The organism is Streptomyces sp. NPDC127098 (assembly GCF_042722465.1).
Taxonomy (GTDB): Bacteria; Actinomycetota; Actinomycetes; order Streptomycetales; family Streptomycetaceae; genus Streptomyces; species Streptomyces millisiae.
In genome coordinates this window covers 1-22574 of record NZ_JBHXFJ010000063.1, presented here as the reverse complement: position 1 = coordinate 22574, position 22574 = coordinate 1, and the positions used below count along the sequence as shown (strand labels likewise).

The 22574-nt window shown below is 73.9% G+C and carries 18 protein-coding genes; 8 read left to right on the top strand and 10 right to left on the bottom strand.

Annotation, left to right across the window (positions count from 1 at the left end; translation table 11 throughout):
* Positions 1-71: 71 nt before the first annotated feature.
* Positions 72-1265 (top strand): exo-alpha-sialidase, encoded by a 1194-nt coding sequence (locus ACFWI8_RS29300; RefSeq protein WP_387097658.1) that lies wholly within the window; start codon positions 72-74, stop codon positions 1263-1265.
* 1 nt (position 1266) lies between these two features.
* On the opposite strand, the gene ACFWI8_RS29295 is transcribed toward ACFWI8_RS29300, so the two are convergent.
* Genes ACFWI8_RS29295 through ACFWI8_RS29275 form a run of 5 tightly spaced genes read right to left on the bottom strand, consistent with a single transcriptional unit; the run spans position 1267 to position 8079 of the window.
* Positions 1267-2199 (bottom strand): dihydrodipicolinate synthase family protein, encoded by a 933-nt coding sequence (locus tag ACFWI8_RS29295; RefSeq protein WP_387097655.1) that lies wholly within the window; start codon positions 2197-2199, stop codon positions 1267-1269.
* 42 nt (positions 2200-2241) lie between these two features.
* Positions 2242-3264 carry an oligopeptide/dipeptide ABC transporter ATP-binding protein gene (locus ACFWI8_RS29290; protein ID WP_387097702.1) on the bottom strand — a complete coding sequence of 341 codons (1023 nt, stop codon included), beginning with the start codon at positions 3262-3264 and terminating at the stop codon, positions 2242-2244.
* A gap of 11 nt (positions 3265-3275) precedes the next feature.
* Positions 3276-5504 (bottom strand): dipeptide/oligopeptide/nickel ABC transporter permease/ATP-binding protein, encoded by a 2229-nt coding sequence (locus ACFWI8_RS29285; RefSeq protein ID WP_387097652.1) that lies wholly within the window; start codon positions 5502-5504, stop codon positions 3276-3278.
* Positions 5501-6442, bottom strand: a complete 942-nt coding sequence (locus ACFWI8_RS29280) for an ABC transporter permease (RefSeq protein WP_387097699.1) — start codon at positions 6440-6442, stop codon at positions 5501-5503. Before ACFWI8_RS29280 ends, ACFWI8_RS29285 begins: the two co-directional genes overlap by 4 nt.
* Before the next feature lie 14 nt (positions 6443-6456).
* The gene (locus tag ACFWI8_RS29275) at positions 6457-8079 is read right to left on the bottom strand and encodes an ABC transporter substrate-binding protein (RefSeq protein WP_387097649.1); all 1623 of its coding nucleotides are present in this window, start codon (positions 8077-8079) and stop codon (positions 6457-6459) included.
* A gap of 192 nt (positions 8080-8271) precedes the next feature.
* Between ACFWI8_RS29275 and ACFWI8_RS29270 the strand changes: the two genes are divergently transcribed.
* From ACFWI8_RS29270 to ACFWI8_RS29260, 3 genes are all read left to right on the top strand, one after another.
* Positions 8272-9009, top strand: coding sequence for a FadR/GntR family transcriptional regulator (locus tag ACFWI8_RS29270; protein WP_387097646.1), 738 nt, complete (start codon positions 8272-8274; stop codon positions 9007-9009).
* 63 nt (positions 9010-9072) lie between these two features.
* Positions 9073-10077: a S1 family peptidase gene (locus ACFWI8_RS29265; RefSeq protein WP_387097643.1), complete on the top strand. Its 1005-nt coding sequence runs from the start codon at positions 9073-9075 to the stop codon at positions 10075-10077.
* Positions 10078-10185: 108 nt separating this feature from the next.
* Complete coding sequence (locus ACFWI8_RS29260) at positions 10186-11847, top strand: DNA repair helicase XPB (RefSeq protein ID WP_387097640.1); 1662 nt, start codon at positions 10186-10188, stop codon at positions 11845-11847.
* Positions 11848-11861: 14 nt separating this feature from the next.
* On the opposite strand, the gene ACFWI8_RS29255 is transcribed toward ACFWI8_RS29260, so the two are convergent.
* Positions 11862-12041: a hypothetical protein gene (locus ACFWI8_RS29255; protein ID WP_387097637.1), complete on the bottom strand. Its 180-nt coding sequence runs from the start codon at positions 12039-12041 to the stop codon at positions 11862-11864.
* Between the two features lie 297 nt (positions 12042-12338).
* Here ACFWI8_RS29255 and ACFWI8_RS29250 point away from each other — a divergent pair, with 297 nt between their 5' ends.
* Entirely contained in the window at positions 12339-14462 is a 2124-nt protein-coding gene (locus ACFWI8_RS29250) for a HelD family protein (RefSeq protein WP_387097634.1), read from the top strand.
* Here the strand turns inward: ACFWI8_RS29250 and ACFWI8_RS29245 are convergent.
* The 4 genes from ACFWI8_RS29245 to ACFWI8_RS29230 all read right to left on the bottom strand — a co-directional run bounded on the left by ACFWI8_RS29245 (position 14376) and on the right by ACFWI8_RS29230 (position 19344).
* Positions 14376-15461 (bottom strand): YbhN family protein, encoded by a 1086-nt coding sequence (locus ACFWI8_RS29245; RefSeq protein WP_387097626.1) that lies wholly within the window; start codon positions 15459-15461, stop codon positions 14376-14378. The genes ACFWI8_RS29250 and ACFWI8_RS29245 overlap by 87 nt on opposite strands.
* Entirely contained in the window at positions 15451-17430 is a 1980-nt protein-coding gene (gene ftsH, locus ACFWI8_RS29240; RefSeq protein WP_387097623.1) for an ATP-dependent zinc metalloprotease FtsH, read from the bottom strand. Before ftsH ends, ACFWI8_RS29245 begins: the two co-directional genes overlap by 11 nt.
* 117 nt (positions 17431-17547) lie before the next feature.
* On the bottom strand, positions 17548-18813 hold the full coding sequence (locus ACFWI8_RS29235) for a Cmx/CmrA family chloramphenicol efflux MFS transporter (RefSeq protein ID WP_387097620.1): 1266 nt from the start codon (positions 18811-18813) through the stop codon (positions 17548-17550).
* A gap of 156 nt (positions 18814-18969) precedes the next feature.
* A complete protein-coding gene (locus ACFWI8_RS29230) occupies positions 18970-19344 on the bottom strand; it encodes a hypothetical protein (protein ID WP_387097617.1) in 375 nt (124 codons plus the stop codon).
* A gap of 108 nt (positions 19345-19452) precedes the next feature.
* Here ACFWI8_RS29230 and ACFWI8_RS29225 point away from each other — a divergent pair, with 108 nt between their 5' ends.
* The 3 genes from ACFWI8_RS29225 to ACFWI8_RS29215 all read left to right on the top strand — a co-directional run bounded on the left by ACFWI8_RS29225 (position 19453) and on the right by ACFWI8_RS29215 (position 22341).
* Positions 19453-20400: a MurR/RpiR family transcriptional regulator gene (locus tag ACFWI8_RS29225; RefSeq protein WP_311603860.1), complete on the top strand. Its 948-nt coding sequence runs from the start codon at positions 19453-19455 to the stop codon at positions 20398-20400.
* Between the two features lie 103 nt (positions 20401-20503).
* Positions 20504-21415: an N-acetylmuramic acid 6-phosphate etherase gene (murQ, locus tag ACFWI8_RS29220; RefSeq protein WP_387097613.1), complete on the top strand. Its 912-nt coding sequence runs from the start codon at positions 20504-20506 to the stop codon at positions 21413-21415.
* The gene (locus ACFWI8_RS29215) at positions 21412-22341 is read left to right on the top strand and encodes a phosphotransferase family protein (RefSeq protein WP_387097610.1); all 930 of its coding nucleotides are present in this window, start codon (positions 21412-21414) and stop codon (positions 22339-22341) included. Before murQ ends, ACFWI8_RS29215 begins: the two co-directional genes overlap by 4 nt.
* The last annotated feature ends 233 nt before the right edge of the window (positions 22342-22574 follow it).

Here is a 22574-nt window from a genome sequence, read left to right as displayed (position 1 = left end):
AGCCGACTGTCGGTGGCGGGGGTTACGGTGAGTAACGACCAGTCGGTCTCCGAAGGAACGGGAGAAGGCCCATGGGTTCCTGGCACTGGGCGGCGCTCGGCGCCGCGGTCGTGACGTTGGTCGGCACCACCGCCGGCGGGGGTGGCTCCGCCAGCGCCGCGGCGCCGGAGCGCGTGACATCCGTGCCGTTCGTCTCCGGCGAGGGCGGCTACGACACCTACCGGGTGCCGGCCGCCGTCACCACGCCGACCGGGTCGCTGCTGGCCTTCGCCGAGGGCCGGGTCGGCGGAGCGGGGGACAGCGGCGAGATCGACGTCGTCGTCCGCCGCTCGGAGGACGGCGGCCGCACCTGGGGGCCGCTGGACGTGGTGGCCCGCGGCGAGGGCGACACCCGGGGCAACCCGGCGCCCGTCATCGACCCGGCCACCGGCCGGCTCGTGTTGCTCACCTGCTACAACAGCGGCGAGGTCACCGAGGCCCAGATCATCCGCGGCGAGGTGACGCCCGAGCAGAGCCGCCGCGTCTTCGTGCAGTACAGCGAGGACGACGGCCGGTCGTTCACCGAGCCCCGCGAGATCACCGCGGACGTCAAGCCGGAGGAGTGGCGCTGGTACGCCACGGGTCCCGGGCACGCGCTCGCGCTCACCGAGGGCCCGCACGCCGGGCGGCTCGTCGTGCCGGCCAACCACTCGGCCGCGCCGCCGGCCGGCTCACCCGACACCGGCGCGGAGCCCGGGTACTACGGTTCGCACGCGCTGCTCAGTGACGACGGCGGCGAGACGTGGCGCATCGGCTATGTGGACGACAGCTACGACGGCGTCATCAACTCCAACGAGTCGACCGCCGCCGAACTGCCGGGCGGCCGCGTCTACTTCTCCGCCCGCGACCAGCACGGCACCAGCACGGGCAACCGGGCGGACGCCGTCTCGACGGACGGCGGCGAGTCGCTGCGGGGCGGCACCTTCGCCATCCAGGACAGCCTGAACGACGTGCCGGTGGTGCAGGGCAGCGTGCTGCGCCCCGGCGGGGCGGGCGCGCCGCTGCTGTTCTCCGGGCCGTCCAACCCGACCGCCAGGGAGGCCCTGACGGTCTGGCGCAGCGACGACCGGGGCCGCTCGTTCACGCGGGTGGTCACGCTCTCCGCGCTGCCGGCGGCCTACTCGGACCTGGTCGCGGTGGACGACGACACGGTCGGGGTGCTGTACGAGACGGGCGACGAGGGCCCCTACGAGCGGATCGAGTTCCGCTGGCTGGGGGCCCGCTAGGTCAGGAGACGGGGTGGAGGCCGGCGGCGCGCAGCAGTTCGGCGACCCGTGCCTCCTCGTCCGCGGAGAGTGGGACCTGCGGCTCGGCCGTCGTCGCGTGGTCGATGACGCCGAGCAGCCGCAGCGCCGTCTTGAACGCGCCGATGGCGGCCGAGCCGCGGCCCATCCGCTCGGGCGGGGCGGCGTCCACCATGGCGAACAGGGCGAGCAGCCGCTCCTGTTCGGCCCGTGCCAGGTCCCACGCGCCGGCCGCCGCGTGCCGCACGATGCGCACATAGCCGTGCGGGTCGACGTTGCCGAGTCCCGGCACGACGCCGTGCGCGCCGAACTGCAGGGCGGTGTCGACGAGGAGCTCGGAGCCGGTGAGGACGCTGAAGCCGTCCGGGGCGCCGATGGCGACCGACCGCAGCGTGGCCTGGTCGCCGCTGGAGTCCTTGAGCCCGGCCAGAGTCCCGTCGGCGGCGAGGCCGAGCACCAGGTCGGCGTCGAGCTTGCTGTGCACCGAGGACGGCAGGTCGTAGGCGAGGAGCGGGGCCCCGGTGTGCTTGGCGATCAGCTGGAAGTGCCGGGCGATCTCCACCGGGTGGGTCCTGGCGTAGAACGGCGCGGTGGCCACCACGGCGTCGGCGCCGGCGGCGAGCGCCGTCTCCGCGTGGGCCAGCACGCGGGGCGTGGTCATGTCGATGGCGCCGGCGAGCACGGGCAGCGCGCCGGCCACGTGGCGGGTCACGGTCTCCACCACCAGGCGGCGCTGGTGGTCGGTGAGGTAGGCGGCCTCGGAGCTCGACCCGAGGACGAACAGGCCGTCGACGCCGGCGCCGGCGAGGTGGTCGACCAGCCGGGTGAGCGAGCGGGTGTCCACCGCCCCGGCCGGGGTGAGGGGGGTGCAGACGGGCGGGATCACTCCGGTGAGACGGCCGGGCGGCAGGGTCATGTGCGTTCCCTCGTGCGTTGTGCGTTCTCGCGGATGGTTCTCTCAGGCGGGTTCTGGGGAGGTGGCGGCCCGGGCGCGGCGCGCCTGGTCGACGAGGTCGCCGGTGGACTCCGCGCCGGCCACCGGGTGGTGGCAGCGGTACCGATGGTCGCCCTCGTCGGTCGCGAAGTCCGGCATCGACGCGGCGCACGCCTCGTCCGCCTTCCAGCAGCGGGTGCGGAAGGGGCAGCCGCTCGGCGGGTGCACGGCCGAGGGCACGGGACCGACCAGCGGAATCGGCTGGATGGGGTGGAGCAGCCCGGGCGTCGCCGAGAACAGCGCCCTGGTGTACGGGTGCCGCGCGTGCTCGGTGACACGCGCCGCCGGCGACTCCTCGACGACGCGACCCAGGTACATGGTGACGACCCGGTCGCTCATCCGCCGCACGGTCTGGATGTCGTGCGAGACGAACACCAGGGCGAGGCCGAGCCGCTCCTTCAGGTCGAGGAGGAGATTGAGTATCTGGGCGCGGACGGAGACGTCGAGCGCGCTGGTCGGCTCGTCGGCGATCAGCAGCTCGGGTTCGAGGGCGAGGGCGCGGGCGATGGCCACCCGCTGCCGCTGGCCGCCGGAGAGCTGGCCGGGCAGCCGGGCGGCGAGCGACGCGGGGAGCCCGACCAGCGCCATCAGCTCGCGGACGCGCTCGGCGCGCTGCGCCGGGGTGCCGCGGCCGTGCACGTCGAGCGGGTCGCGCAGCACGCGGTGGATCGGCAGCCGGCGGTTGAGCGCGGTCGCCGGGTCCTGGAAGACCATGCCGAGCCGGGTGCCGACGGTGACGCGGCGCTCGCCGGCCGGCATCACCCACAGGTCGCGGCCGCGGTACGCGACGGTGCCGCTGGTCGGGCGCTGCACGCCGATCAGCACCCGGGCCAGGGTGGACTTCCCGCAGCCGGACTCGCCGACCACGCCGACCGTCTCGCCGGGCGCGATGGAGAGGCTGGCGCCGGTCAGCGCGTGCACCCGGTCCCTCCTGAACAGGCCGCCGCTCCTGGCCGGGAAGACGACGTGGGCGTCGGTGACCGCCATCAGGGGCTCGCTCACGGGGCCACCTCGCTTTCCGCAACGGCTGGGTGGTGGCAGAGGACGACGTGCCCCGGCCCCTCGGCCGGGCGCTCGGGCGGCACGGCGGCGCAGTCGGCGTCGGCGAACGGGCAGCGGTCGGCGAACCGACAGCCGGGCGGGAAGTCGGCGGGCGAGGGGACGACGCCCGGGATCTGCGTCATGCGCTCGGCCGTGGCCTCCAGGGAGAGGACGGAGCCGAGCAGGCCGCGGGTGTAGTGGTGGGCCGGGGCCGCCACCAGGTCGGCGGTGACGCCGGTCTCCACGATGTGGCCGCCGTACATGACGGCGACCCGGTCGGTGACGTCGGCCACCAGCGCCAGGTCGTGGGAGACGAGGACCAGCGCGAACCCGAGCTCCTCGCGGAGCCGCAGCAGCAGCTCGATGACCTGCGCCTGGACGGTGACGTCCAGGGCGGTGGTCGGCTCGTCGGCGACGATCAGCCGTGGGTCGCGGGAGAGCGCCATGGCGATGAGCACGCGCTGCCGCTGGCCGCCGGACAGCTCGTGCGGGTAGCTGCTGAGCACCCGCTCCGGGTCGAGCCCGACGAGCTCCAGCAGTTCGGCGGGGGTGCGGTGGCCGCCACGGCGGACCAGCTGCCTGAGCTGGGCGCGGATCGTCATGGCGGGGTTGAGGGAGGAGAGGGCGTCCTGGTACACCATCGCCATCTCGTGCCCGAGCAGCCGCCGCCGCTCGCGGGCCGACAGGCCGACGAGCTCCCGCCCCTGGAACCGGACGCTGCCGCCGACCCTGGCCTCGCGGGGCTGGAGCCCCATGACGGTGAGCGCGGTGAGCGTCTTGCCACAGCCGGACTCCCCGACCACGCCGAGCACTTCGCCGGCCCGGACCTCGAAGCTGACCCCGGCCACGACGTCGGTCGCGCCGAACCCGACGACCAGCCGGTCGACGGCCAACACGGGCTCCCCCGCCCGCCCGCCCCCGTCCCGCCGCAACCGCCGCCCGGCCTCGGCGAGCACATCGGAGAACGGGAACACGTCCCGCGGCCCGGCGAGGACCTCGTCCGCCACCGGGGCCTGGCCGGCCGGGCCAGACCGGTCAACGGCGGCTCCGCCGCCGGGCCCGCTGGCGCCGGAGCCGCCGGCCACGGCTTCGGCCGCGCGAGCGGCCGGCACGGCGGCGGCTACGCCGCCAGCCGAGTCGCCGGTCCCGGACGGCCGGACCGGAACCGGGCCAGCGGCCTGGCCGGTGGCGGCTGCGCCACCGTGTCCGCCTGGCGTCGTACCGCCGGCTACACCGCGCGGCTCCGCCGCGGCGCCGGCAGGAGCCGGCCCGGACGCTTCGGCCGCGCCAGCGGCCGGCACCGGCGCGCCAGCGCCGGACGCCGCGGTTGGCGCCTCCGGCGCCGATGGCGCCGTACGCGCCGATGGCGCCTGGCCGGCCGCCAAGGCCATCGTGTCGGAGAGGGATTCGGACAGGACGTTCAGGCTCAGGACCGTCAGCAGCATCAGCAGGCCGGGGAAGACCGTGGCCCACCAGCCGCCGAGGAGGACCATGTTCTTGCCGTCGGCGATGACGCTGCCCCAGGACGGCTCGGGGGGCCGGACGCCGGCGCCGATGAAGGAGAGGGACGCCTCGAAGACGATCGCCTCGGCCACCATCACCGTGCAGAACACCAGCACCGGCGCGGCGCAGTTGATCGCCACGTGCCGGATCAGGATGTGCGGCGTGCGGGCGCCGATGACTCGTTCCGCGACGACGTAGTCCTCGCCGTACTGCGCCATCACGTTGGCCCGCACGACCCGCGCCACCGGCGGGATGTTGAGGAAGGCGATGGCGCAGATCAGCACCGGGATGCCGCCGCCGAAGACGGCGATGAGGACCGCCGCGAGCGCGATGCCGGGGAAGGCCATGATCACGTCGAGGCCGCGCATCACCGCCTCGTCGACCGCGCGCCGCGACGTGGCGGCGATCGCGCCGAGCACCGCGCCGGCCAGCAGCGCGAGCAGCGTCGCGCCGAGCCCGATGGCCAGCGACCAGCGCGCCCCGTGCATCAGCCGGCTGAGGATGTCCCGACCGAGGCTGTCCTGGCCCATCCAGTGGTCGGCCGAAGGCCCCTCGACCGTCGGCGCCTGCTCGTACGGGTCGTAGGGCGAGAGCAGCGGGGCGAGGAGCGCGGTGAGGACGACGACCGCGAGGACGCCGAGCGCGATCCGCGAGAGTACCGGGAGCCTGCGCAGCCACCTCATGTCGCGCTCCTGAGCCGGGGGTTGACCAGCAGGTAGAGGATGTCGATCAGCAGGTTCACGACCACGAAGCCGACCGCGGTGGTCAGCACCACGCCCTGGACCACCGCCGGGTCGCCGTTGCGCACCGCGTCGATCATCAGCTTGCCCATCCCCGGCAGGGCGAAGATGGTCTCGATCACGACGGCGCCGCCCAGCAGGTAGCCGACCCGGAGGCCGAGCACCGTCAGCGGGTTGATCAGCGCGTTCCGCAGGACGTTGCGCCCGACGACCACCACCGGCGGCAGGCCGCTGCCGACGGCGGTGCGCACGTAGTCCTTGTCCAGCTCCTCGACCACGGCCGTCCGCACGATGCGCGTGAGCTGCGCGGCGACCGGCAGTGAGAGCGCCAGCGCCGGCAGGGTCATGGTCTCCAGCCAGCCGGTGAACGAGTCGTTCGGGTTGATGTAGCCGCCGGTCGGGAACCAGCCGTGGTCCACGGCCGCGTACTGGATGAGCAGCAGCGCCAGCCAGAACGCCGGGGCGGCGACGCCGGTCAGCGAGACGACACGGATCAGCTGGTCGGGCAGCCGGTCCCGGTAGACGGCGGCGGTGACGCCGAGCAGCAGCGCGAGGACGACGGCGATGCCGAGGCCCATGAAGGCCAGTTGCATGGTGAGCGGCAGCGCGGTGGTGACCTGGTCGACGACCGGCGCCCTGGTCAGCACGGAGATGCCCATGTCGCCGCTGAGCAGGTCGCCGACGAAGTCGACGTAGCGCACCGGAAGCGGGTCGAGCAGGCCGTTCTCCTCGCGGAACTGTTGCAGTTGCTCCTGGGTGGGGTTGGCGCCCTGGAAGTACGCGGAGGCCGGGTCCGCGTCGGAGAACCGCATGACCAGGAAGACGAAGAGGACGATGCCGAGCAGCAGGGGCACCAGCAGCAGCACGCGCCGCAGCAGCATTCGGGTGACGATGATCACGACGAGGCCCGCGCCCTTGCCTGGAGCAGGTTGATGCCGGGGTAGGGCTGCGCGCGGACGCCGACGATCCGGTCCGGGTCCCAGGCGGTGAGCAGCTCGTTGTGCACCACGGGGTAGAGGACGGCCTGTTCGGCGATGACGTCCAGGTACTCGTGGACGAGTTCGAGCTTGCGGTCCGGGTCCGGCTCCTCGGTGGCGCGGTCCATCATCGCGAACAGCTCGGCGGCCTCCTCGGTGGTGTCCCAGCCGGTGTAGGCCATCCAGGTGCCGCCCGCCGTGTAGTTGTAGCGGAGGATCAGGTCGGGGTCGAGGCCGAACTGGTTGGGGTTGGAGACGGCGGCGACCACCTGGTAGTCCTGGTCCTGGTCCATCTTGGCGAACAGCGCCGAGGTCTCCTGCGGTTCGAGCGTGGTGCGCACGCCGATCGCGTCCCAGCATTCCTTGATGGTCGGCAGGCAGTCCACGGCCCAGCTGACGTTCACCGACATCAGGGTGAGGTTCAGGTCGCCGACGCCGGCCTCGTCGAGCAACTGGCGGGCCCGCTCGGGGTCGTACGTGTAGACGGTGGCCGCGGGCCGGTGCGCCGGGTGGTCCTCGTTGAGGAACGAGGTGGCCGGCCGGCCGTTGCCGCGGAGCGCGACGTCGACGATCTGCTCGGTGTCGATGGCGTGGAAGAGGGCCTGCCGCACCCGCACGTCGTCGAACGGCGGGTTGTTGGTGTTGAACATCAGGAACAGGTGGTTCATGCCGGCGCCGCCCGCCACCTCCAGGCCGTCGCCGCGCAGCTGCTCGACGTTGGCGTAGGGGATGTTGTCGGCGATCTGGGCGTCGGCGCTGCCGCCGGAGATCCGGGCGACGCGGGGCGCGGCGTCGATGACCGACAGCCAGTTCATGGTGCGGAAGGTGGGCGGCCGGGGGCCGTTGTAGCCGTCGAACGCCTCGAAGACGGTGTTGGACTTGGGCGTGTGGGCGGCCTGCCGGTAGGGGCCGGAGCCGAGCGCGAAGCCGCCGGCCGCGTCGTCCCAGGCGCCCTCGCGGCTGAAGACGTGCCTCGGCATGATCTTGGCGATGGTCAGCCGGGGCGCCGCGTCGGGGAAGGGGAAGCGGAACTCCAGCTCCACGGAGCGCTCGTCGAGCGCCCGGACCTCGGCAAGCCAGGTGACGAAGAAGGAGCGGGTGAGCGGGTTGGCCTCGGCGTCCAGGATCCGCTCGAAGGTGAACACCACGTCCTCGGCGGTGACCGGCTCGCCGTCGTGCCAGACCGCCCCGTCCCGCAGGGTGAACCGCCAGGTGGTGGCCGTCTGGTCGATCGGCAGCGCGGTGGCAAGCGCCGGGTAGGGGGCGCGGGTGATCGGATCGGTGTCGAGCAGCCCCTCGTAGATGTGGTTGTTCCCCGCCATGCCGAAGGCCGAGGCCGTCATGGTCGGGTCCCAACTGCCGTCGTTGCCGTAGCCGATGACCGCGGTGATGTCGGTCATCCCGCCGCCGCCCCGGCCGCCACCCGGGTCGATGGTGGAGGGCGGCCCCGTGCAGGCCCCGAGGGAGGCACTGATGGCGCCGGCCGCGCCCAACGCGCCGGTGAACCTGAGAAAGTCCCTGCGGGCCAGGGCACGTTCCATCGAAGCCTCCAGACGGCTCTGGCGGGAGGTCCTACGTTCTACGTCCGATGTTCACGGTAGGAGCGCCCGCGAAGAGTGGTCAAGACCTGTGCGCCAGAGCGCTGTTGACCAGACGTCCGATGTCCCATCTCCTGGCACAATGTGAACTCCCGGTGTTAGCTCTGCTCTGGTGAGTCGGAAGGGGAGCGCGGCATGGCACGCAGCGTGATGTCGGACGAGGTGCAGCGGCGGATCAAGCAGTTGATCCTGGACCGCCGGCTCGCCCCCGGCGACCCGCTTCCCACCGAGAGCGAGCTGATGGGGCGGTTCGACGTCAGCCGGAACTCGGTGCGGGAGGCGCTCAAGGCGCTCCAGGCCGTGGACATCGTCGACATCAGGCACGGCTTCGGCACCTATGTCGGCGGCCTCAGCCTGGACTCGTTCGTCGAGGGCATGGTGTTCCGGGCGGCGGTCCTGCACGGCCGTGGGCAGGCCAGCCTCTACGAACTGCTCGAGGTGCGCGAGGCGTTGGAGGCCGGCCTGATCGTGGGCGTGGCCGGGAAGGTGCCGGCCAAGGACCTGGCGGTGCTGCACGAGATAGTCGAGACGATGGAGCGGGAGGCGGAGCTCGACCGGGTGACGGCGGCCACCGACCGGGCGTTCCATCTGGCGCTCTACCGCTCCCTCGGCAACCACCTGCTGAGCGAGGTGCTCGACGCCTTCTGGGCCGCGTTCCACGCCGCGTTCCACGGGGTCGGCGAGGAGTCACGCGAGGACCGGGGCGACCCGCACGTGACCACGGCCCGCCACCAGGCCATCCTGGCGGCGCTCGAATCGGGCGACGGGCCGCGTGCCGCCGAGGCGATGCGGCACCATTTCGCCGGCATCCGGCGGGTGTTGGGCGACGCCCCGCCGCCTCTTGAGACTGACGGGAACCTGACCGCGCGGTAGCGGGCCGCGAGCGCGGGGTATGGCCGCGGGGAGGAAGATCAACCTCCCCCACAGGAGCCCGAGTTGAGACCACGCACCGTGCTCGCCACCGCCCTGCTGCTCGCCGCGCTCACCGCCTCGCCGGCGTCGGCGGAGACCCCGACGGCCGCCCTCCAGGAGCGGCTCGGCGACCGCACCGCCGGCTCCTACCTCGACGACGACGGCGACCTGGTCGTCACCGTCACCGACACCTCGGCCGCCCGGGCGGTCACCGCGGCCGGCGCCACGCCGCGCCTCGTCGACCGCGACGCGGCCGACCTCGACGCCGCGGCCGACCGACTGGCCGAGCGGGCCGCCCTACCCGGCACCACCTGGGCCGTCGACCCGGTCGCCAACCAGGTGCTGGTCACCCACGACGACTCGGTCACCGGCGACGCCCTCGCCCGGCTCCGCGCCGTTGTCGCCGGCCTCGGCGACGCCGCCCGCCTGGAGCACTCCCCCGGCACGCTCAGCCCGACGATCGCCGGCGGCGAGGCCGTCTACCGCGGCGGGCGCCCCTGCTCCCTCGGCTTCAACGTGACCGACGGCGAGGACACCTACTTCCTCACGGCGGGCCACTGCACCGACGGCTTCACCGACTGGTTCGCCGACGCGGCGGCCTCGGTGCCGCTCGGCACCACCGTCGACGGCAGCTTCCCCGGCGACGACCACGGCATCGTCCGCTACACCAACGCCACCATCGCCAAGGACGGCGGCGTCCACACCTACGCCGGCCACCAGGACATCACCGCGACCGGCACCCCCGTCGTCGGCCAGCCGATCGCCCGCAGCGGCCGCTCCACCGGCGTCCGCACCGGCGAGGTGACCGCCCTCGACGTCACCGTCAACTACGCCGAGGGCACCGTCACCGGCCTCATCGCCACCACCGCCTGCGCCTTCTCCGGCGACAGCGGTGGCCCCCTCTACTCCGGCACCACCGGCTACGGCCTGCTCTCCGGCTCCAGCGGCTCCTGCGACGGGCCCGGCTCCACCACCTTCTTCCAGCCCGTCGACGAGGTGCTCGCCGCGTACGGGGTGGCGGTGTACTGAGCGTGGGAGCGGATCGGACCGACGCACCCGCCCCGGGTGGCGAGGTAGTATTTCCCGTTTCCCACGTATGGCGTAGTGCCGTCGTGAGCCGGCCCGGCGGAGGTGTGCGTGTCCTGCCTGATCGTCCAGAGTGACAAGACGCTGCTGCTCGAGGTGGATCACGAGCAGGCCGAGGAGTGCCGGCGGGCCATCGCGCCGTTCGCCGAGCTGGAGCGGGCGCCGGAGCACATCCACACCTACCGGGTGACGCCGCTCGGGCTGTGGAACGCGCGGGCCGCCGGGCACGACGCGGAGCAGGTCGTGGACGCGCTGGTGACGTACTCGCGGTACCCGGTGCCGCAGGCGCTGCTGGTGGACGTGGCCGAGACCATGGCGCGGTACGGGCGGCTGACGCTGCTGAAGCACCCGGCGCACGGGCTCGTGCTGCAGAGCAACGACCGGGCGGTGCTGGAGGAGGTGCTGCGGTCGAAGCGGATCGCCCCGCTGGTGGGGGCCAGGATCGACGACGACACCGTGGCGGTGCACCCCTCGGAGCGCGGGCAGATCAAGCAGATGCTGCTGCGGCTCGGCTGGCCCGCCGAGGACCTGGCCGGGTACGTGGACGGCGAGGCGCACCCGATCGAGCTGCGGCAGGACGGCTGGCGGCTGCGGCCGTACCAGGAGCAGGCGGTCGCCGGGTTCTGGCACGGCGGCTCGGGCGTCGTGGTGCTGCCGTGCGGCGCCGGCAAGACGCTGGTCGGCGCGGGGGCCATGGCGCGGGCCGGGTCGACCACGCTGATCCTGGTCACCAACACGGTGTCGGCCCGGCAGTGGAAGTCCGAGCTGATGCGGCGCACCTCGCTGACCGAGAGCGAGATCGGCGAGTACAGCGGCACCCGCAAGGAGATCAGGCCGGTCACCATCGCCACCTACCAGGTGCTGACCACCAAGCGGAAGGGTGTCTACCCGCACCTGGAGCTGTTCGACTCCCGCGACTGGGGGCTGATCGTCTACGACGAGGTGCACCTGCTGCCGGCCCCGGTCTTCAAGTTCACCGCCGATCTCCAGGCCCGCCGCCGGCTCGGGCTGACCGCCACCCTGGTCCGGGAGGACGGTCGCGAGTCCGACGTGTTCTCGCTGATCGGGCCCAAGCGGTTCGACGCTCCCTGGAAGGAGATCGAGGCGCAGGGCTACATCGCGCCGGCGGACTGCGTCGAGGTCCGGGTCGACCTGACCGAGTCGGAGCGGCTGGCCTACGCGATGGCCGAGCCGGAGGAGCGCTACCGGTTCTGCGCCACCACCGACTCCAAGCGGCGCGTCACCGAGATGCTGGTGCGCCGGCACGCCGGCGAGCAGACGCTGGTCATCGGCCAGTACATCGACCAGCTGGACGAGCTCGGCGAGCTGCTCGACGCCCCGGTGATCAAGGGCGAGACCAGCAACGCGCAGCGCGAGAAGCTGTTCGACGCGTTCCGCGCCGGCGAGCTCCAGGTGCTGGTGGTCTCCAAGGTGGCCAACTTCTCGATCGACCTGCCGGAGGCCACGGTGGCGATCCAGGTGTCCGGCACCTTCGGCTCCCGGCAGGAGGAGGCCCAGCGCCTCGGGCGGGTGCTGCGGCCGAAGGCCGACGGGCACGAGGCGCGCTTCTACTCGGTGGTCGCGCGGGACACCATCGACCAGGAGTTCGCCGCGCACCGCCAGCGCTTCCTCGCCGAGCAGGGATACGCCTACCGGATCATGGACGCCGGCGAGCTGCTCACCGCGGACGGCGAGGAGATGGACGGGGTCTGAGGGCGGGCCCGCGCTCAGCGCAGCCGGCGGCGGACGATCGTCTGGTCCTGCTCGTCGATCCGGCCGAGCACGACGATGTCGACGGCGGTCTCGGCGACCACGCGGACGGCGCGCAGCGCGTGCCCCAGGAGCTGCCTGGGATGGCTCACATGTCCCGAGGCGCTGGCCCCCGGGTGGACGGTTGCGGTGCTCATGGGTTCAAGGGTGCCGCCGGGCGCCCGGCCGCGGCATCGGCCGGAGGACCGAGAGTGACCGGCCGTCCGTCCACCTTCCGGCCGAACGTCCCCTAGGGAGCGGGGCCGACCCGCCCCTGACGGTGGGGGGAGGCCGGGTGGGCAAATGATTTGCGCGCCGCGGGGGCGCGCGCCTAGGCTCCCTGGCTCCGCCTCCACCCGGGACGTCACGCGGGCCGCCGCGCGCGCTGGGCTGGAGCCGGCCGGACGGCAACCGGCCGGCACTGTCTCACCCCTACCCACCCCGGAGGCCCCGCCGTGTCCGCCCCTGAGCCGACCGCCCCCTCACCGCTCGATGCCGAGCGCGCCCACCTGGCCGCGTCCCGCTCCGCGCTGCGCGCCATGCGCGCGGACGCCGAGGCCCTCGACATCCGCGACGTCACCGCGAACTGGGTGAACGCCGAGGTGCTGCAGTCCGAGATCGAGCAGCGGATCAAGTCGCTGGCCGACCTGGCGGACACCCCGCTGTTCTTCGGCCGCCTCGACTACCTGCACGACCTGGACGAGGAGGGCGAGCACGGCAGCCGCTTCTACATCGGCCGCCGCCACGTCCACGACGCCCACGGCGACCCGATGGTTATCGACTGGCGCGCCCCCGTCTCGCAGCCGTACTACCAGGCCACCAAGCAGGACCCGAAGGACGTGGGGCTGCGCCGCCGCTTCGGGTACGACGGCGGCGAGCTCACCGCGTACGAGGACGAGCACCTGTCCGACCCGGAGGAGGCGGAGACCACCAGCCGCCTGCTGCAGCGCGAGATCGAGCGGCCGCGCGTGGGCCCGATGCGGGACATCGTGGCCACCATCCAGCCCGAGCAGGACGAGATCGTGCGTGCCCCGCTCTCCGGCACGGTGTGCGTCCAGGGGGCGCCGGGCACCGGGAAGACGGCGGTCGGCCTGCACCGGGTGGCCTACCTGCTGTACGCCTACCGGGAGCGGCTGGCCCGCGCCGGCACCCTGGTGGTCGGCCCGAACCGGTCGTTCCTGCGCTACATCGAGCAGGTGCTGCCAGCGCTCGGCGAGCTGGAGGTCAGGCAGGCCACCGTGGACGAGCTGGTGGCGCACGTCGAGGTGCGGGGCGCGGACGGCGCGGCGGCGGCGCACGTCAAGGGCGACGCGCGGATGGCGCAGGTGCTGCGCCGGGCGGTGCGCGCCGGGGTGCGGATGCCGACGGAGCCGCTGATGGTGGTCCGTGGCTCCCGGCGGTGGCGGGTGCCGGCTCACGAGCTCGGTGAGATCGTCCAGGAGTTGCTCGACCGGGACATCCGCTACGGGGCGGCCCGCGAGGCGCTGCCGCAGCGGATCGCGCACGCCGTGCTGGTGCGCATGGAGCAGGCGGGCGAGGCGCCCGACGACCGGGTGCAGAACGCGGTGGCCCGCACCCCGGCCGTCAAGGCGGTGGTCAAGGAGTGCTGGCCGCAGGTGGACCCGGCGAAGCTGGTGCTGCGGCTGCTGTCCGACGCCGATTTCCTGGCCGAGATGTCCGAGGGGATCCTCACCGAGGAGGAGCGGAAGGCGATCCTGTGGGAGCGGCCGGCGCGCAGTGTGAAGTCGGCCCGCTGGTCGGCGGCCGACGCGGTGCTGATCGACGAGGCGCACGACCTGGTGGAGCGCACCGGGTCGCTCGGCCACGTGGTGCTCGACGAGGCGCAGGACCTCTCCCCCATGCAGTACCGGGCGGTGGGCCGGCGCTGCTCCACGGGTTCCGCGACCATCCTCGGCGACATCGCGCAGGGCACCACCCCGTGGGCGACGGAGAGCTGGGCGGCGGCGCTGACGCACCTGGGTAAGCCGGACGCGGTGGTGGAGGAGCTGACCCAGGGGTTCCGGGTGCCGCGCGCGGTGATCGCGTACGCCTCCCGGCTGCTGCCGGCGATCGCGCCCGAGCTGTCCGAGGCCACCTCGATCCGGGACTCGGCCGGCTCGTTCGCGGTGTGGCCCTTGGCGCCGGCCGAGTTGGAGGCGGCCGTGGTGGCGGCCTGTCGGGAGGCGCTGACGCGGGAGGGCTCGGTGGGTCTGATCGCGGCCGACGCCCGGGTGCCGGGGCTCGCGGCGGCGCTGGCGGCGGCCGGGCTGCCGCATCTGTCGCCTGGCGAGGAGACCTCGCGGGGGGCGCGGCTGACGCTGGTGCCGGCGTCGTTGGCCAAGGGTCTGGAGTACGACCACGTGGTGCTTGACGAGCCGGCCGCCGTGGTGGCCGGCGAGCCGGACGAGCGGACCGGCCTGCGGCGGCTCTACGTGGCGCTGACCAGGGCGGTCTCGGGTCTTGCCGTGGTGCACGCGGCGCCGCTGCCGGCGCTACTCACGGGAGTCGGGCCGGGAGTCGGATCCGCCGTCGGGACCGGCGTCGGGACCGCTGTCGGACCCAGTGTCGTCGTCGCCTGACCGGCGGCCGTGCAGGGTGAGGGCGATCCAGAAGCCCCAGCCCACCGGCTGCAGCAGCCAGTAGCTCCAGAACCGGTAGAGGAGGGTGCCGGCCAGCGCCTGCTGCGGCGAGAGCCCGTAGACGACGAGCAACGCCGTGAGGCTGGCCTCCACGATGCCCACGCCGCCGGGGGTCAGCCGCAGGCTGCCGGGGATCTGCGCCAGCGCGTACGCGATCAGCACGCCGTGCCAGGGCACGCCGATGTCCAGCGCCCACAGGCTGGCGGCCAGGCAGGCGGCGTCGAGCACCCAGTTGAACTGGGCCAGCGCGTACGGGCGCAGCCACGGGCGCAGTCCCGGCTGCACGCTCCTGGCCTGCTCGACGAGCCCGCGCACGGCCTCCTCGGCCCGGCGCATCCGGTCGTGGCGCGCCTTCACGCGCCGCCACCCGCGCCCGCAGGCCGCCCGCACCCGCGCGGAGCGGAAGACCGCGAACACCACGACGGCGACCAGACCCAGCACGACCAGGACGCGACCGATCACCGCGCCTGGGCCCCTCGCCCCCGTGGTGAGGAGCCCGACCACGATGATCACCAGCAGCCCGAGCGCGGACAGGGCGCCGGCCACCACGAGCGAGGCGGCGGCCAGCGCCTGCCCCGCGCCGCGCCGCCGCAGCTGCCGGTAGAGCCAGGCGGTGGAGAACGCGGCACCGCCCGGCAGCGCGCCGGCCACCGCGTTGGACGCCAGGGTGAGGGCGAACATGCTGGTCAGCCGCACCCGGAGGCCGCCGGCGAGCAGCAGCCAGCGCTGCACTCCGGTCAGGCAGAGCAGCGCGCCGGCCTCGCAGGCCAGCGCGAGGGGCAGCTTGACCAGGCTGACCCGGGAGAGCAGGTCGAACGCCTTGCCCAGCTCGTCCCGGCGGGAGATCGCGACGAACACCGCTCCGCCGACCAGCAGGACGGCGATCGGCCACCACGCCCGGCCGGCCCGCCCCGGGGTCCTGCTCTCCTCAACCCCCATCCCCGCCCGACCGTTCCGGGTGCTCCTCCCCCGGCCCGCCCGGACCGTGCTCACGGAGGATGTCGAGCACCACGGCGCCGTCCACGGTCTCGCGGGCGACCAGCAGGTCGGCGAGCCGGTCGAGCGCCGCGCGGTGCCCGCGCAGCAGTTCGACGGCGCGGTGCTCGGCCTCCCGCACCAGCCTCGCCACCTCCTCGTCCATGGCCCGCTGGGTCGCCTCCGAGTACGGCCGCCGCAGCATCTCGTCCAGGCCGTGGCCGCCCAGGTACTGCGGGGTGCCGTCCGCGTAGCCGATCGGGCCGAGCTCCGAGGAGAGGCCGAACTCGCGCACCATCCGGGTGGCGATCTGGGTGGCCCCTGCCAGGTCGTTGGCGGCTCCCGTCGAACCCTCGCCGAACACGACCAGCTCGGCCGCGCGGCCGGCGAGCCGCACGGTCAGCAGGTCGGTCAGGTAGCTCTCGCTGTACAGGTGGCGCTCGGACTCCGGCAGCTGCTCGGTGATGCCGAGCGAGGGCCCGGCCGGCAGGATGGTGACCTTGGCCACCGGGTCGGCGTGCTCGCAGACCGCCGCGGCCAGCGCGTGGCCCGACTCGTGCACGGCGACGGAGCGGCGCTCCTCGGGGAGCAGCGCGTTGGAGGAGTCACGGCGGCCGAGCAGCACCCGGTCCCTGGCCGCGTCCAGGTCGTGCGCGTCGACGGTGGCGCGGTCGGCGCGGACGGCGTTGATGGCGGCCTCGTTGACGAGGTTGGCGAGATCCGCGCCGGAGAAGCCGGGGGTGGCGCGGGCCACCACGTCCCAGTCGACGTCGTCCGCCACGTTCTTGTCGCGGGCGTGCACCCGCAGGATCGCGGCGCGCTCCTTCTGGTTCGGCAGCGGCACGGTGACCTGGCGGTCGAAGCGGCCGGGGCGCAGCAGCGCCGGGTCCAGCGCCTCGGGGCGGTTGGTGGCGGCGAGCACCACGATGCCGCTGCGCGGGTCGAAGCCGTCCATCTCGGCGAGCAGCTGGTTGAGGGTCTGCTCGCGCTCGTCGTTGCCGCCCGGATGGCCGCCGGCGCGGCGGGCGCCGAGCGCGTCGATCTCGTCGATGAAGACGATGGACGGCGCGCGCTTGGCCGCCTCCTGGAAGAGGTCGCGGACCCGGGACGCGCCGACGCCGACGAACATCTCGACGAACGCCGAGCCGGTCACGGAGAGGAACGGCACCTGGGCCTCGCCGGCCACGGCGCGGGCCAGCAGCGTCTTGCCGGTGCCCGGCGGGCCGACCATGATCACGCCGCGCGGCCCCTTGGCGCCGGCTGCCGCGTAGCGCTCGGGGCGGCGCAGGAAGTCGACGATCTCGCTGACCTCCTGCTTGACGCCCTCGTAGCCGGCGACGTCGGGGAAGCGGGTGGTCGGGCGCTCGGCCTCGATGATCTTGGCGCGGGAGCGGCCGATGCTGGAGAGCCCGCCGCCGAGCGAGCCGGCGGCGCGGCGGCCCGCCCACAGGAAGAAGCCGATGAGGATGAGGACCGGCAGGAAGACGAAGAGCAGCGCGAGCAGCGTGTTGCCGACCCCGCCGCCGGCGCGCTGCTGACTGCCGGTGATCTTGACGTCGTGGTCCTGGAGGCGCGCGTTGAGGCGGCTGGTGTCGAGGGCGGTCGGGATCTGGCTGGTGAAGTGGCCCCCGTCCCGGTAGGTGCCCTGGACGCCGCCGCGGTCGTTGATGGTGACCGACTTGACCTTGTCGTCGTCCACCCGCCTCAGGAAGTCGCTGTAGGCGAGGGAGGGCCCCTCGCGGCCCGGCACAAGCAGCAGGAGGAGGAAGACGACGGCCGCGACGACCACGATCAACGGCCACAGCCAGCGGCGCCAGCCGGCCGGCGGCGTCGGCCGGTCCTGCTGGTCCCCGGGCGAACGCTCGGGCGGTGGTCCGGGCCGCGCCGACCTGCTGAGCAGGCGGCTTGGCCATCGAATGCGTGCAGCGATCACCGGGCGGCTCCGTTGGTCATTTGCCCGGGTTTGACCGTAGCAGTGAGCCGGCGCTCTCTCCTCCCGAAGCGGTCCGTTCGGGGACCGGGGCCCCGGGGAGCCGGGGCGACGCCGGCGCTAGATCCTGACGCTCACGTCAGACGCGGCCTCGTGCCGCGCCACCACCCGGGAGCCGCGCGAGGCGCGGGACTGGAGGAAGGCGCAGGCCAGCGCGCCGAGCACCAGGATCGCGCCGAGCCACGCCGTCCAGACGTAGCCGAGGCCGCCGTCGATCACCAGGCCGCCGGCCCAGGGGCCGATGGTGTTGCCGGTGTTGAAGGCGGAGGTGGCGGTCGCCCCGGCCAGGGTCGGCGCCGCGGCGCCCGCGACGTTGAAGATGCGCGCGTTCAGCCCGGGCGCGCAGAGGAACGAGGCGAAGCCGAGCAGCCCGGCCAGCGTCACGACGGCCACCGGCACCGAGACCAGCAGCGCGACCAGGACCAGTACGCCGGCGGCGGAGGCGAGGCCGGCGTAGAGCGTGCCGAACATGTGCTGGTCGGCGAGGCGGCCGCCGAGCGCGGTCCCGCCGAGCGCGCCGACGCCGTAGAGCACGAGCGCCACCGGGACCCAGCCCTCGGCGAGCCCCGAGACGTCGGTGAGCAGCGGGGCGAGGTAGGAGAAGAAGCAGAAGGTGCCGGCGGCGAAGAGGGCGATGGTGGCGCTGGCGAGCCAGACCATCCCGCGCCGGTAGATCCGCAGTTCGTCGCGGAGCCTCGGCCCCTCGCCCGCGGCCGGCCGCGGCGTGTGCGGCACGAGGAGCAGCACGCCGACCAGGCCGATCGCGGCCAGCAGCGCCACCGCCCAGAACGCGGAGCGCCAGCCGAGGGACTGGCCGAGCACCGCGCCGCCCGGCACGCCGGTGATGTTGGCGATGCTGAGGCCGCCGATCATCACCGCCATCGCCCGGGCCCTGGCGTCGCTCGGCACCAGCGAGATGGCCACGGCGGCGCCCACCGCCCAGAAGCCGGCGCAGGCCAACGCGCTCACCACCCGGCAGACGAAGAGCACGGCGTAGTTCGGGGCCAGCGCGCCCACCACGTGGCCGGCCGCGAACACCGCGAGCAGCCAGACCAGAGTGAGCCGCCTTGGCAGCTTCCCGGTGGCGGCGGCCAGCACCGGCGCGCCGACCACCATGCCGATGGCGAACGCCGATATCAGCAGGCCGGCCGCCGGGATGGAGACGTCGAGGTCGTCGGCCACCTCGGGCAGCAGCCCGGAGAGCATGAACTCCGAGGTGCCGAGGGCGAAGACCGCAGCGCCGAGGACGTAGACGGCGACGGGGAGTCGGGAGCGGTTCGCGCCGGCGGGCGCGTCGGACGTGACTGAGCCATGGGGAGGGGACACGTTCCGCTGCAACGCGACGGGCGCCGCGTGGCATTCCCCCACGTTCCACCCCAAGTCGAATCCGGCCACCGGGAACCCGCCGCGGGGACATGCCGCCGAGACATGCCGCCGTTGGGCGGATCTCTGAAAAACGGCCGGGAAGAGGTCGGACGCGCGTCAGCCGCGGGCGTCGGCGAGCGAGCCGAGCGGCGCCACCTCGCGGCCCGTCACCCCGCACACCCAGCGCGGATCCTCGCCGAGCTCGGGTTCCAGATCCAGCGCGTGCGGCTCTCCCTCGGGCGCGGTCTCGCACAGCGGACACAGCGGCCAGCGGCCGTGCTGCTCGAGGATCGCGTCCTGCATGTCCTGGGCCAGCAGTCCGGGGACGAAAACGGCGCCCTCCGGCCACTGGTCGGACCACCAACGACGGTGGGAAACTGCCTTCTCCAGCATGGAAACTTCCTTCGGACCCGCCAGTCCGTCGGCGGTCAGATCTGCCAGCACCAGGGCCCTGCCCCGGTGGATGGCCTCTTCCGAAGTCGGCTGCTCCATACGGACCATTGGACCATCACCTGGGACCCCACGGACAGCGACCAGCGCACCACGGGGGGCTTGACGGACCCTCGCTCCCGAAAATACGTTTCGCCTGTGAGGAATGCGATGAAGGAAAATTTCGTCCGACGTGTCGGCAGACCCCGACCCGTCGCCGCCGTCGCACCCCGTCCAGCTCCCCCGGAGCCCGGGGCGCTCGCCGCGAAGGTGCGAACCATGGTGCCTTCCATGACCCGTTCCATGCAGCGCGTCGCGGAGACCGTCGCCGGTGACCCGGCCGGCTGCGCGGCACTCACCGTCACCGGCCTCGCCGAGCGCACCGGCACCAGCGAGGCCACCGTCGTCCGCACGGCCCGGCTGCTCGGCTACCCCGGCTACCGGGACCTGCGGCTCGCGCTCGCCGGGCTCGCCGCCCAACAGGCGTCGGGCGCCGCCCCGGCCGTCACCGCCGACATCTCGGTCGACGACCCGCTGAGCGACGTCGTCGCCAAGCTCGCCCAGGACGAGCGGCAGACCCTCACCGACACGGCCGGCGCGCTCGACCTGGCCCAGTTGGAGGCGTCGGTCAGCGCGCTCGCGTCCGCCCGCCGGATCGACGTCTACGGCGTCGGCGCCTCGGCGCTCGTCGCCCAGGACCTGGCCCAGAAGCTGCTCCGCATCGGGCTCGTCGCCCACGCGCACTCCGACCCGCACCTGGCCGTCACCAACGCGGTCCAGCTGCGCGCCGGGGACGTCGCCGTCGCCATCACCCACTCGGGCCGCACGGTGGACGTCATCGAGCCGCTCCAGGCCGCGTTCGACCACGGCGCGACCACGGTGGCCATCACCGGCCGTCCGGACGGCGAGGTCACCCAGTACGCGGACCACGTGCTGACGACCTCGACCGCGCGGGAGAGCGAGCTGCGGCCGGCCGCCATGTCCAGCCGGACCAGCCAACTCCTGGTCATCGACTGCCTGTTCATCGGCGTCGCCCAGCGCACCTACGAGTCGGCCGCGCCCGCGCTGCACGCCAGCTACGAGGCCCTGGCCCACCGCCACTCACCGCGCGAGCGCTGAACCTCCCCCAGCCAACGCTGGGAGATGCCCCCTGCCGCCCACGCGCACGGCCGTCATCTCCCGGCCCGGCCCCCTGGCCCAGAACATGGAGAGCCGACCCGCCATGTCCACGGATTTTGACTCGTTGACCACCGAGGCCCACCGGCCGGAACTCGCCGAGATCGACCAGCGCTCGACGCTGGACATCGCCCGCGCCATGAACGCCGAGGACGCCCTCGTGCCGGCCGCCGTGGCGGCCCAGCTGCCGAGCATCGCGGCCGCCATCGACGCGGCGGCCGAGCGGATGGCTCGCGGCGGCCGCCTGCTCTACCTCGGCGCCGGCACCGCCGGGCGGCTCGGGGTGCTGGACGCCAGCGAATGCCCGCCCACCTTCAACACGGAGCCCGGCGAGGTCATGGGCCTGATCGCCGGCGGTCCCGAGGCCATGGTGTCGGCCGTGGAGGGCGCCGAGGACAGCGAGGCGCTGGCCGCCGCCGACCTGGACGCGCTCGGCGTCACGGCCGACGACGTGGTGGTCGGCGTCTCGGCCTCGGGGCGCACGCCGTACGCGGTGGGCGCGGTGCGGCACGCGCGCGCCAGGGGCGCGCTGACCGTCGGGCTCTCCTGCAACCCGGGATCGCCGCTGGCCGCCGCCGCCGACCACGGCATCGAGGTCGTGGTGGGTCCCGAGCTGATCGCCGGCTCCACCAGGCTGAAGGCGGGCACGGCGCAGAAGCTGGTGCTCAACATGATCTCGACCATCAGCATGATCCGGCTCGGCAAGACGTACGGGAACCTGATGGTGGACGTGCGGGCCTCGAACGAGAAGCTGCGGGCCCGCTCGCGGCGGATCGTCCACCTGGCGACGGGCGCGCCGGACGCGGCGGTCGAGGAGGCACTCACCGCCACCGGCGGCGAGGTCAAGAACGCCATCCTCACCATCCTCGGCAAGGTCGACGCGGACACCGCGGTCCGGCTCCTCGCCGAGAGCCACGGCCACCTGCGGTCGGCGCTCGCGGCCGCCGGCGTCCGATGACGGCCGACACGCTGGCCGGGGAGCTGTCCACGGCCGGCCTCGACCCCGCCGAGGTGCTCGCGCGCGAGCGGCTGACCGGCGGCACCTACAACACCCTCCACCGCCTCGTCCTGCGGGACGGCCGGCGACTGGTCCTCAAGCTGCCGCCGCCCGTCGACACGCCGGGGCTCGCCTACGAACGCGCGCTGCTGGTCGGCGAGACCGCCTTCTACCGGGCGGCGGCGGGCACCGCGCCGGTGCCCGAGGTCGTGTCCTGGAGCGAGGACCACCTGCTGATGACGGAGTGCCCCGGCACGTCCTGGCACGAGACGCCACCCTCGGAGGGCGAGCGGGCGGGGCTGCGGCGCGAGTTGGGGGCGCTCGTCGGCCGGCTGCACGCCGTCCACGGCCCGGGCTTCGGCTACCCGGGCGGCGCGCTGCCGCCCTCGGCCGACTGGCGCGGCACCTTCACCACCATGCTCGACGCGGTGCTGACCGACGCCGAACGGTACGCGGCGCCGCTGCCGGTGCCGCCCGACCGGATCCGCGAACTCGCCGCCGGGGCCGCCCCGGCACTGGACGAGGTACGGGCGCCGGCGCTGGTCCACTTCGACCTGTGGGCGGGCAACGTGCTGCTCGCGGACGGCCGCGTCAGCGCCCTGATAGACGGCGAGCGGATGTTCTGGGGCGACCCCCTGGCGGACTTCGCCTCGCTCTGCCTGCTCGCTCCGCTCGACCGGGACCTGCTCGACGGCTACGCCTCGGTGGGCGGCACGGTCGACTTCACGCCGGCGGCGCGGGTGCGGATGGCGCTCTACCGGGCGTACCTCCACGTGATCATGCTGGCCGAGTGCGGGCCGCGGGGCTATGTGGGCGACGAGCTGGCGTGGCGAGTGCGAACGGTGACGCCCCACCTGCGGGACGCCCTCGGCGAACTGGCCGGCTGAGATTCCCCCACCCACCCGCCCTTCTCCGCGCTACGCACGGGAATGCGCGGCTGCGCCGCGTGCGCGCTTCGCGCGGAGCGGGCGTGGCCGGCCGGCGCACCGAGGCGGCTACGCCGCCGGTGCCTGACCGCGGCGCTGCGCGCCGGGTTCTCCCCGCCCACCCGCCCCTTTTCGCGCCGCGCGCGGGCGCGCGGCGGTCGTAACGGCGTGGGCCCGCCCCGGCGGCTGGAAGC

Bases quoted from the DNA above. Each gene is read 5' to 3' on its own strand.
- ACFWI8_RS29300 (WP_387097658.1), top strand. From the start codon at position 72: ATGGGTTCCTGGCACTGGGCGGCGCTCGGCGCCGCGGTCGTGACGTTG.
- ACFWI8_RS29295 (WP_387097655.1), bottom strand. From the start codon at position 2,199: ATGACCCTGCCGCCCGGCCGTCTCACCGGAGTGATCCCGCCCGTCTGC.
- ACFWI8_RS29290 (WP_387097702.1), bottom strand. From the start codon at position 3,264: ATGGCGGTCACCGACGCCCACGTCGTCTTCCCGGCCAGGAGCGGCGGC.
- ACFWI8_RS29285 (WP_387097652.1), bottom strand. From the start codon at position 5,504: ATGAGGTGGCTGCGCAGGCTCCCGGTACTCTCGCGGATCGCGCTCGGC.
- ACFWI8_RS29280 (WP_387097699.1), bottom strand. From the start codon at position 6,442: ATGCTGCTGCGGCGCGTGCTGCTGCTGGTGCCCCTGCTGCTCGGCATC.
- ACFWI8_RS29275 (WP_387097649.1), bottom strand. From the start codon at position 8,079: ATGGAACGTGCCCTGGCCCGCAGGGACTTTCTCAGGTTCACCGGCGCG.
- ACFWI8_RS29270 (WP_387097646.1), top strand. From the start codon at position 8,272: ATGGCACGCAGCGTGATGTCGGACGAGGTGCAGCGGCGGATCAAGCAG.
- ACFWI8_RS29255 (WP_387097637.1), bottom strand. From the start codon at position 12,041: ATGAGCACCGCAACCGTCCACCCGGGGGCCAGCGCCTCGGGACATGTG.
- ACFWI8_RS29245 (WP_387097626.1), bottom strand. From the start codon at position 15,461: ATGGGGGTTGAGGAGAGCAGGACCCCGGGGCGGGCCGGCCGGGCGTGG.
- ACFWI8_RS29230 (WP_387097617.1), bottom strand. From the start codon at position 19,344: ATGGAGCAGCCGACTTCGGAAGAGGCCATCCACCGGGGCAGGGCCCTG.
- ACFWI8_RS29225 (WP_311603860.1), top strand. From the start codon at position 19,453: ATGAAGGAAAATTTCGTCCGACGTGTCGGCAGACCCCGACCCGTCGCC.
- murQ (WP_387097613.1), top strand. From the start codon at position 20,504: ATGTCCACGGATTTTGACTCGTTGACCACCGAGGCCCACCGGCCGGAA.
- ACFWI8_RS29215 (WP_387097610.1), top strand. From the start codon at position 21,412: ATGACGGCCGACACGCTGGCCGGGGAGCTGTCCACGGCCGGCCTCGAC.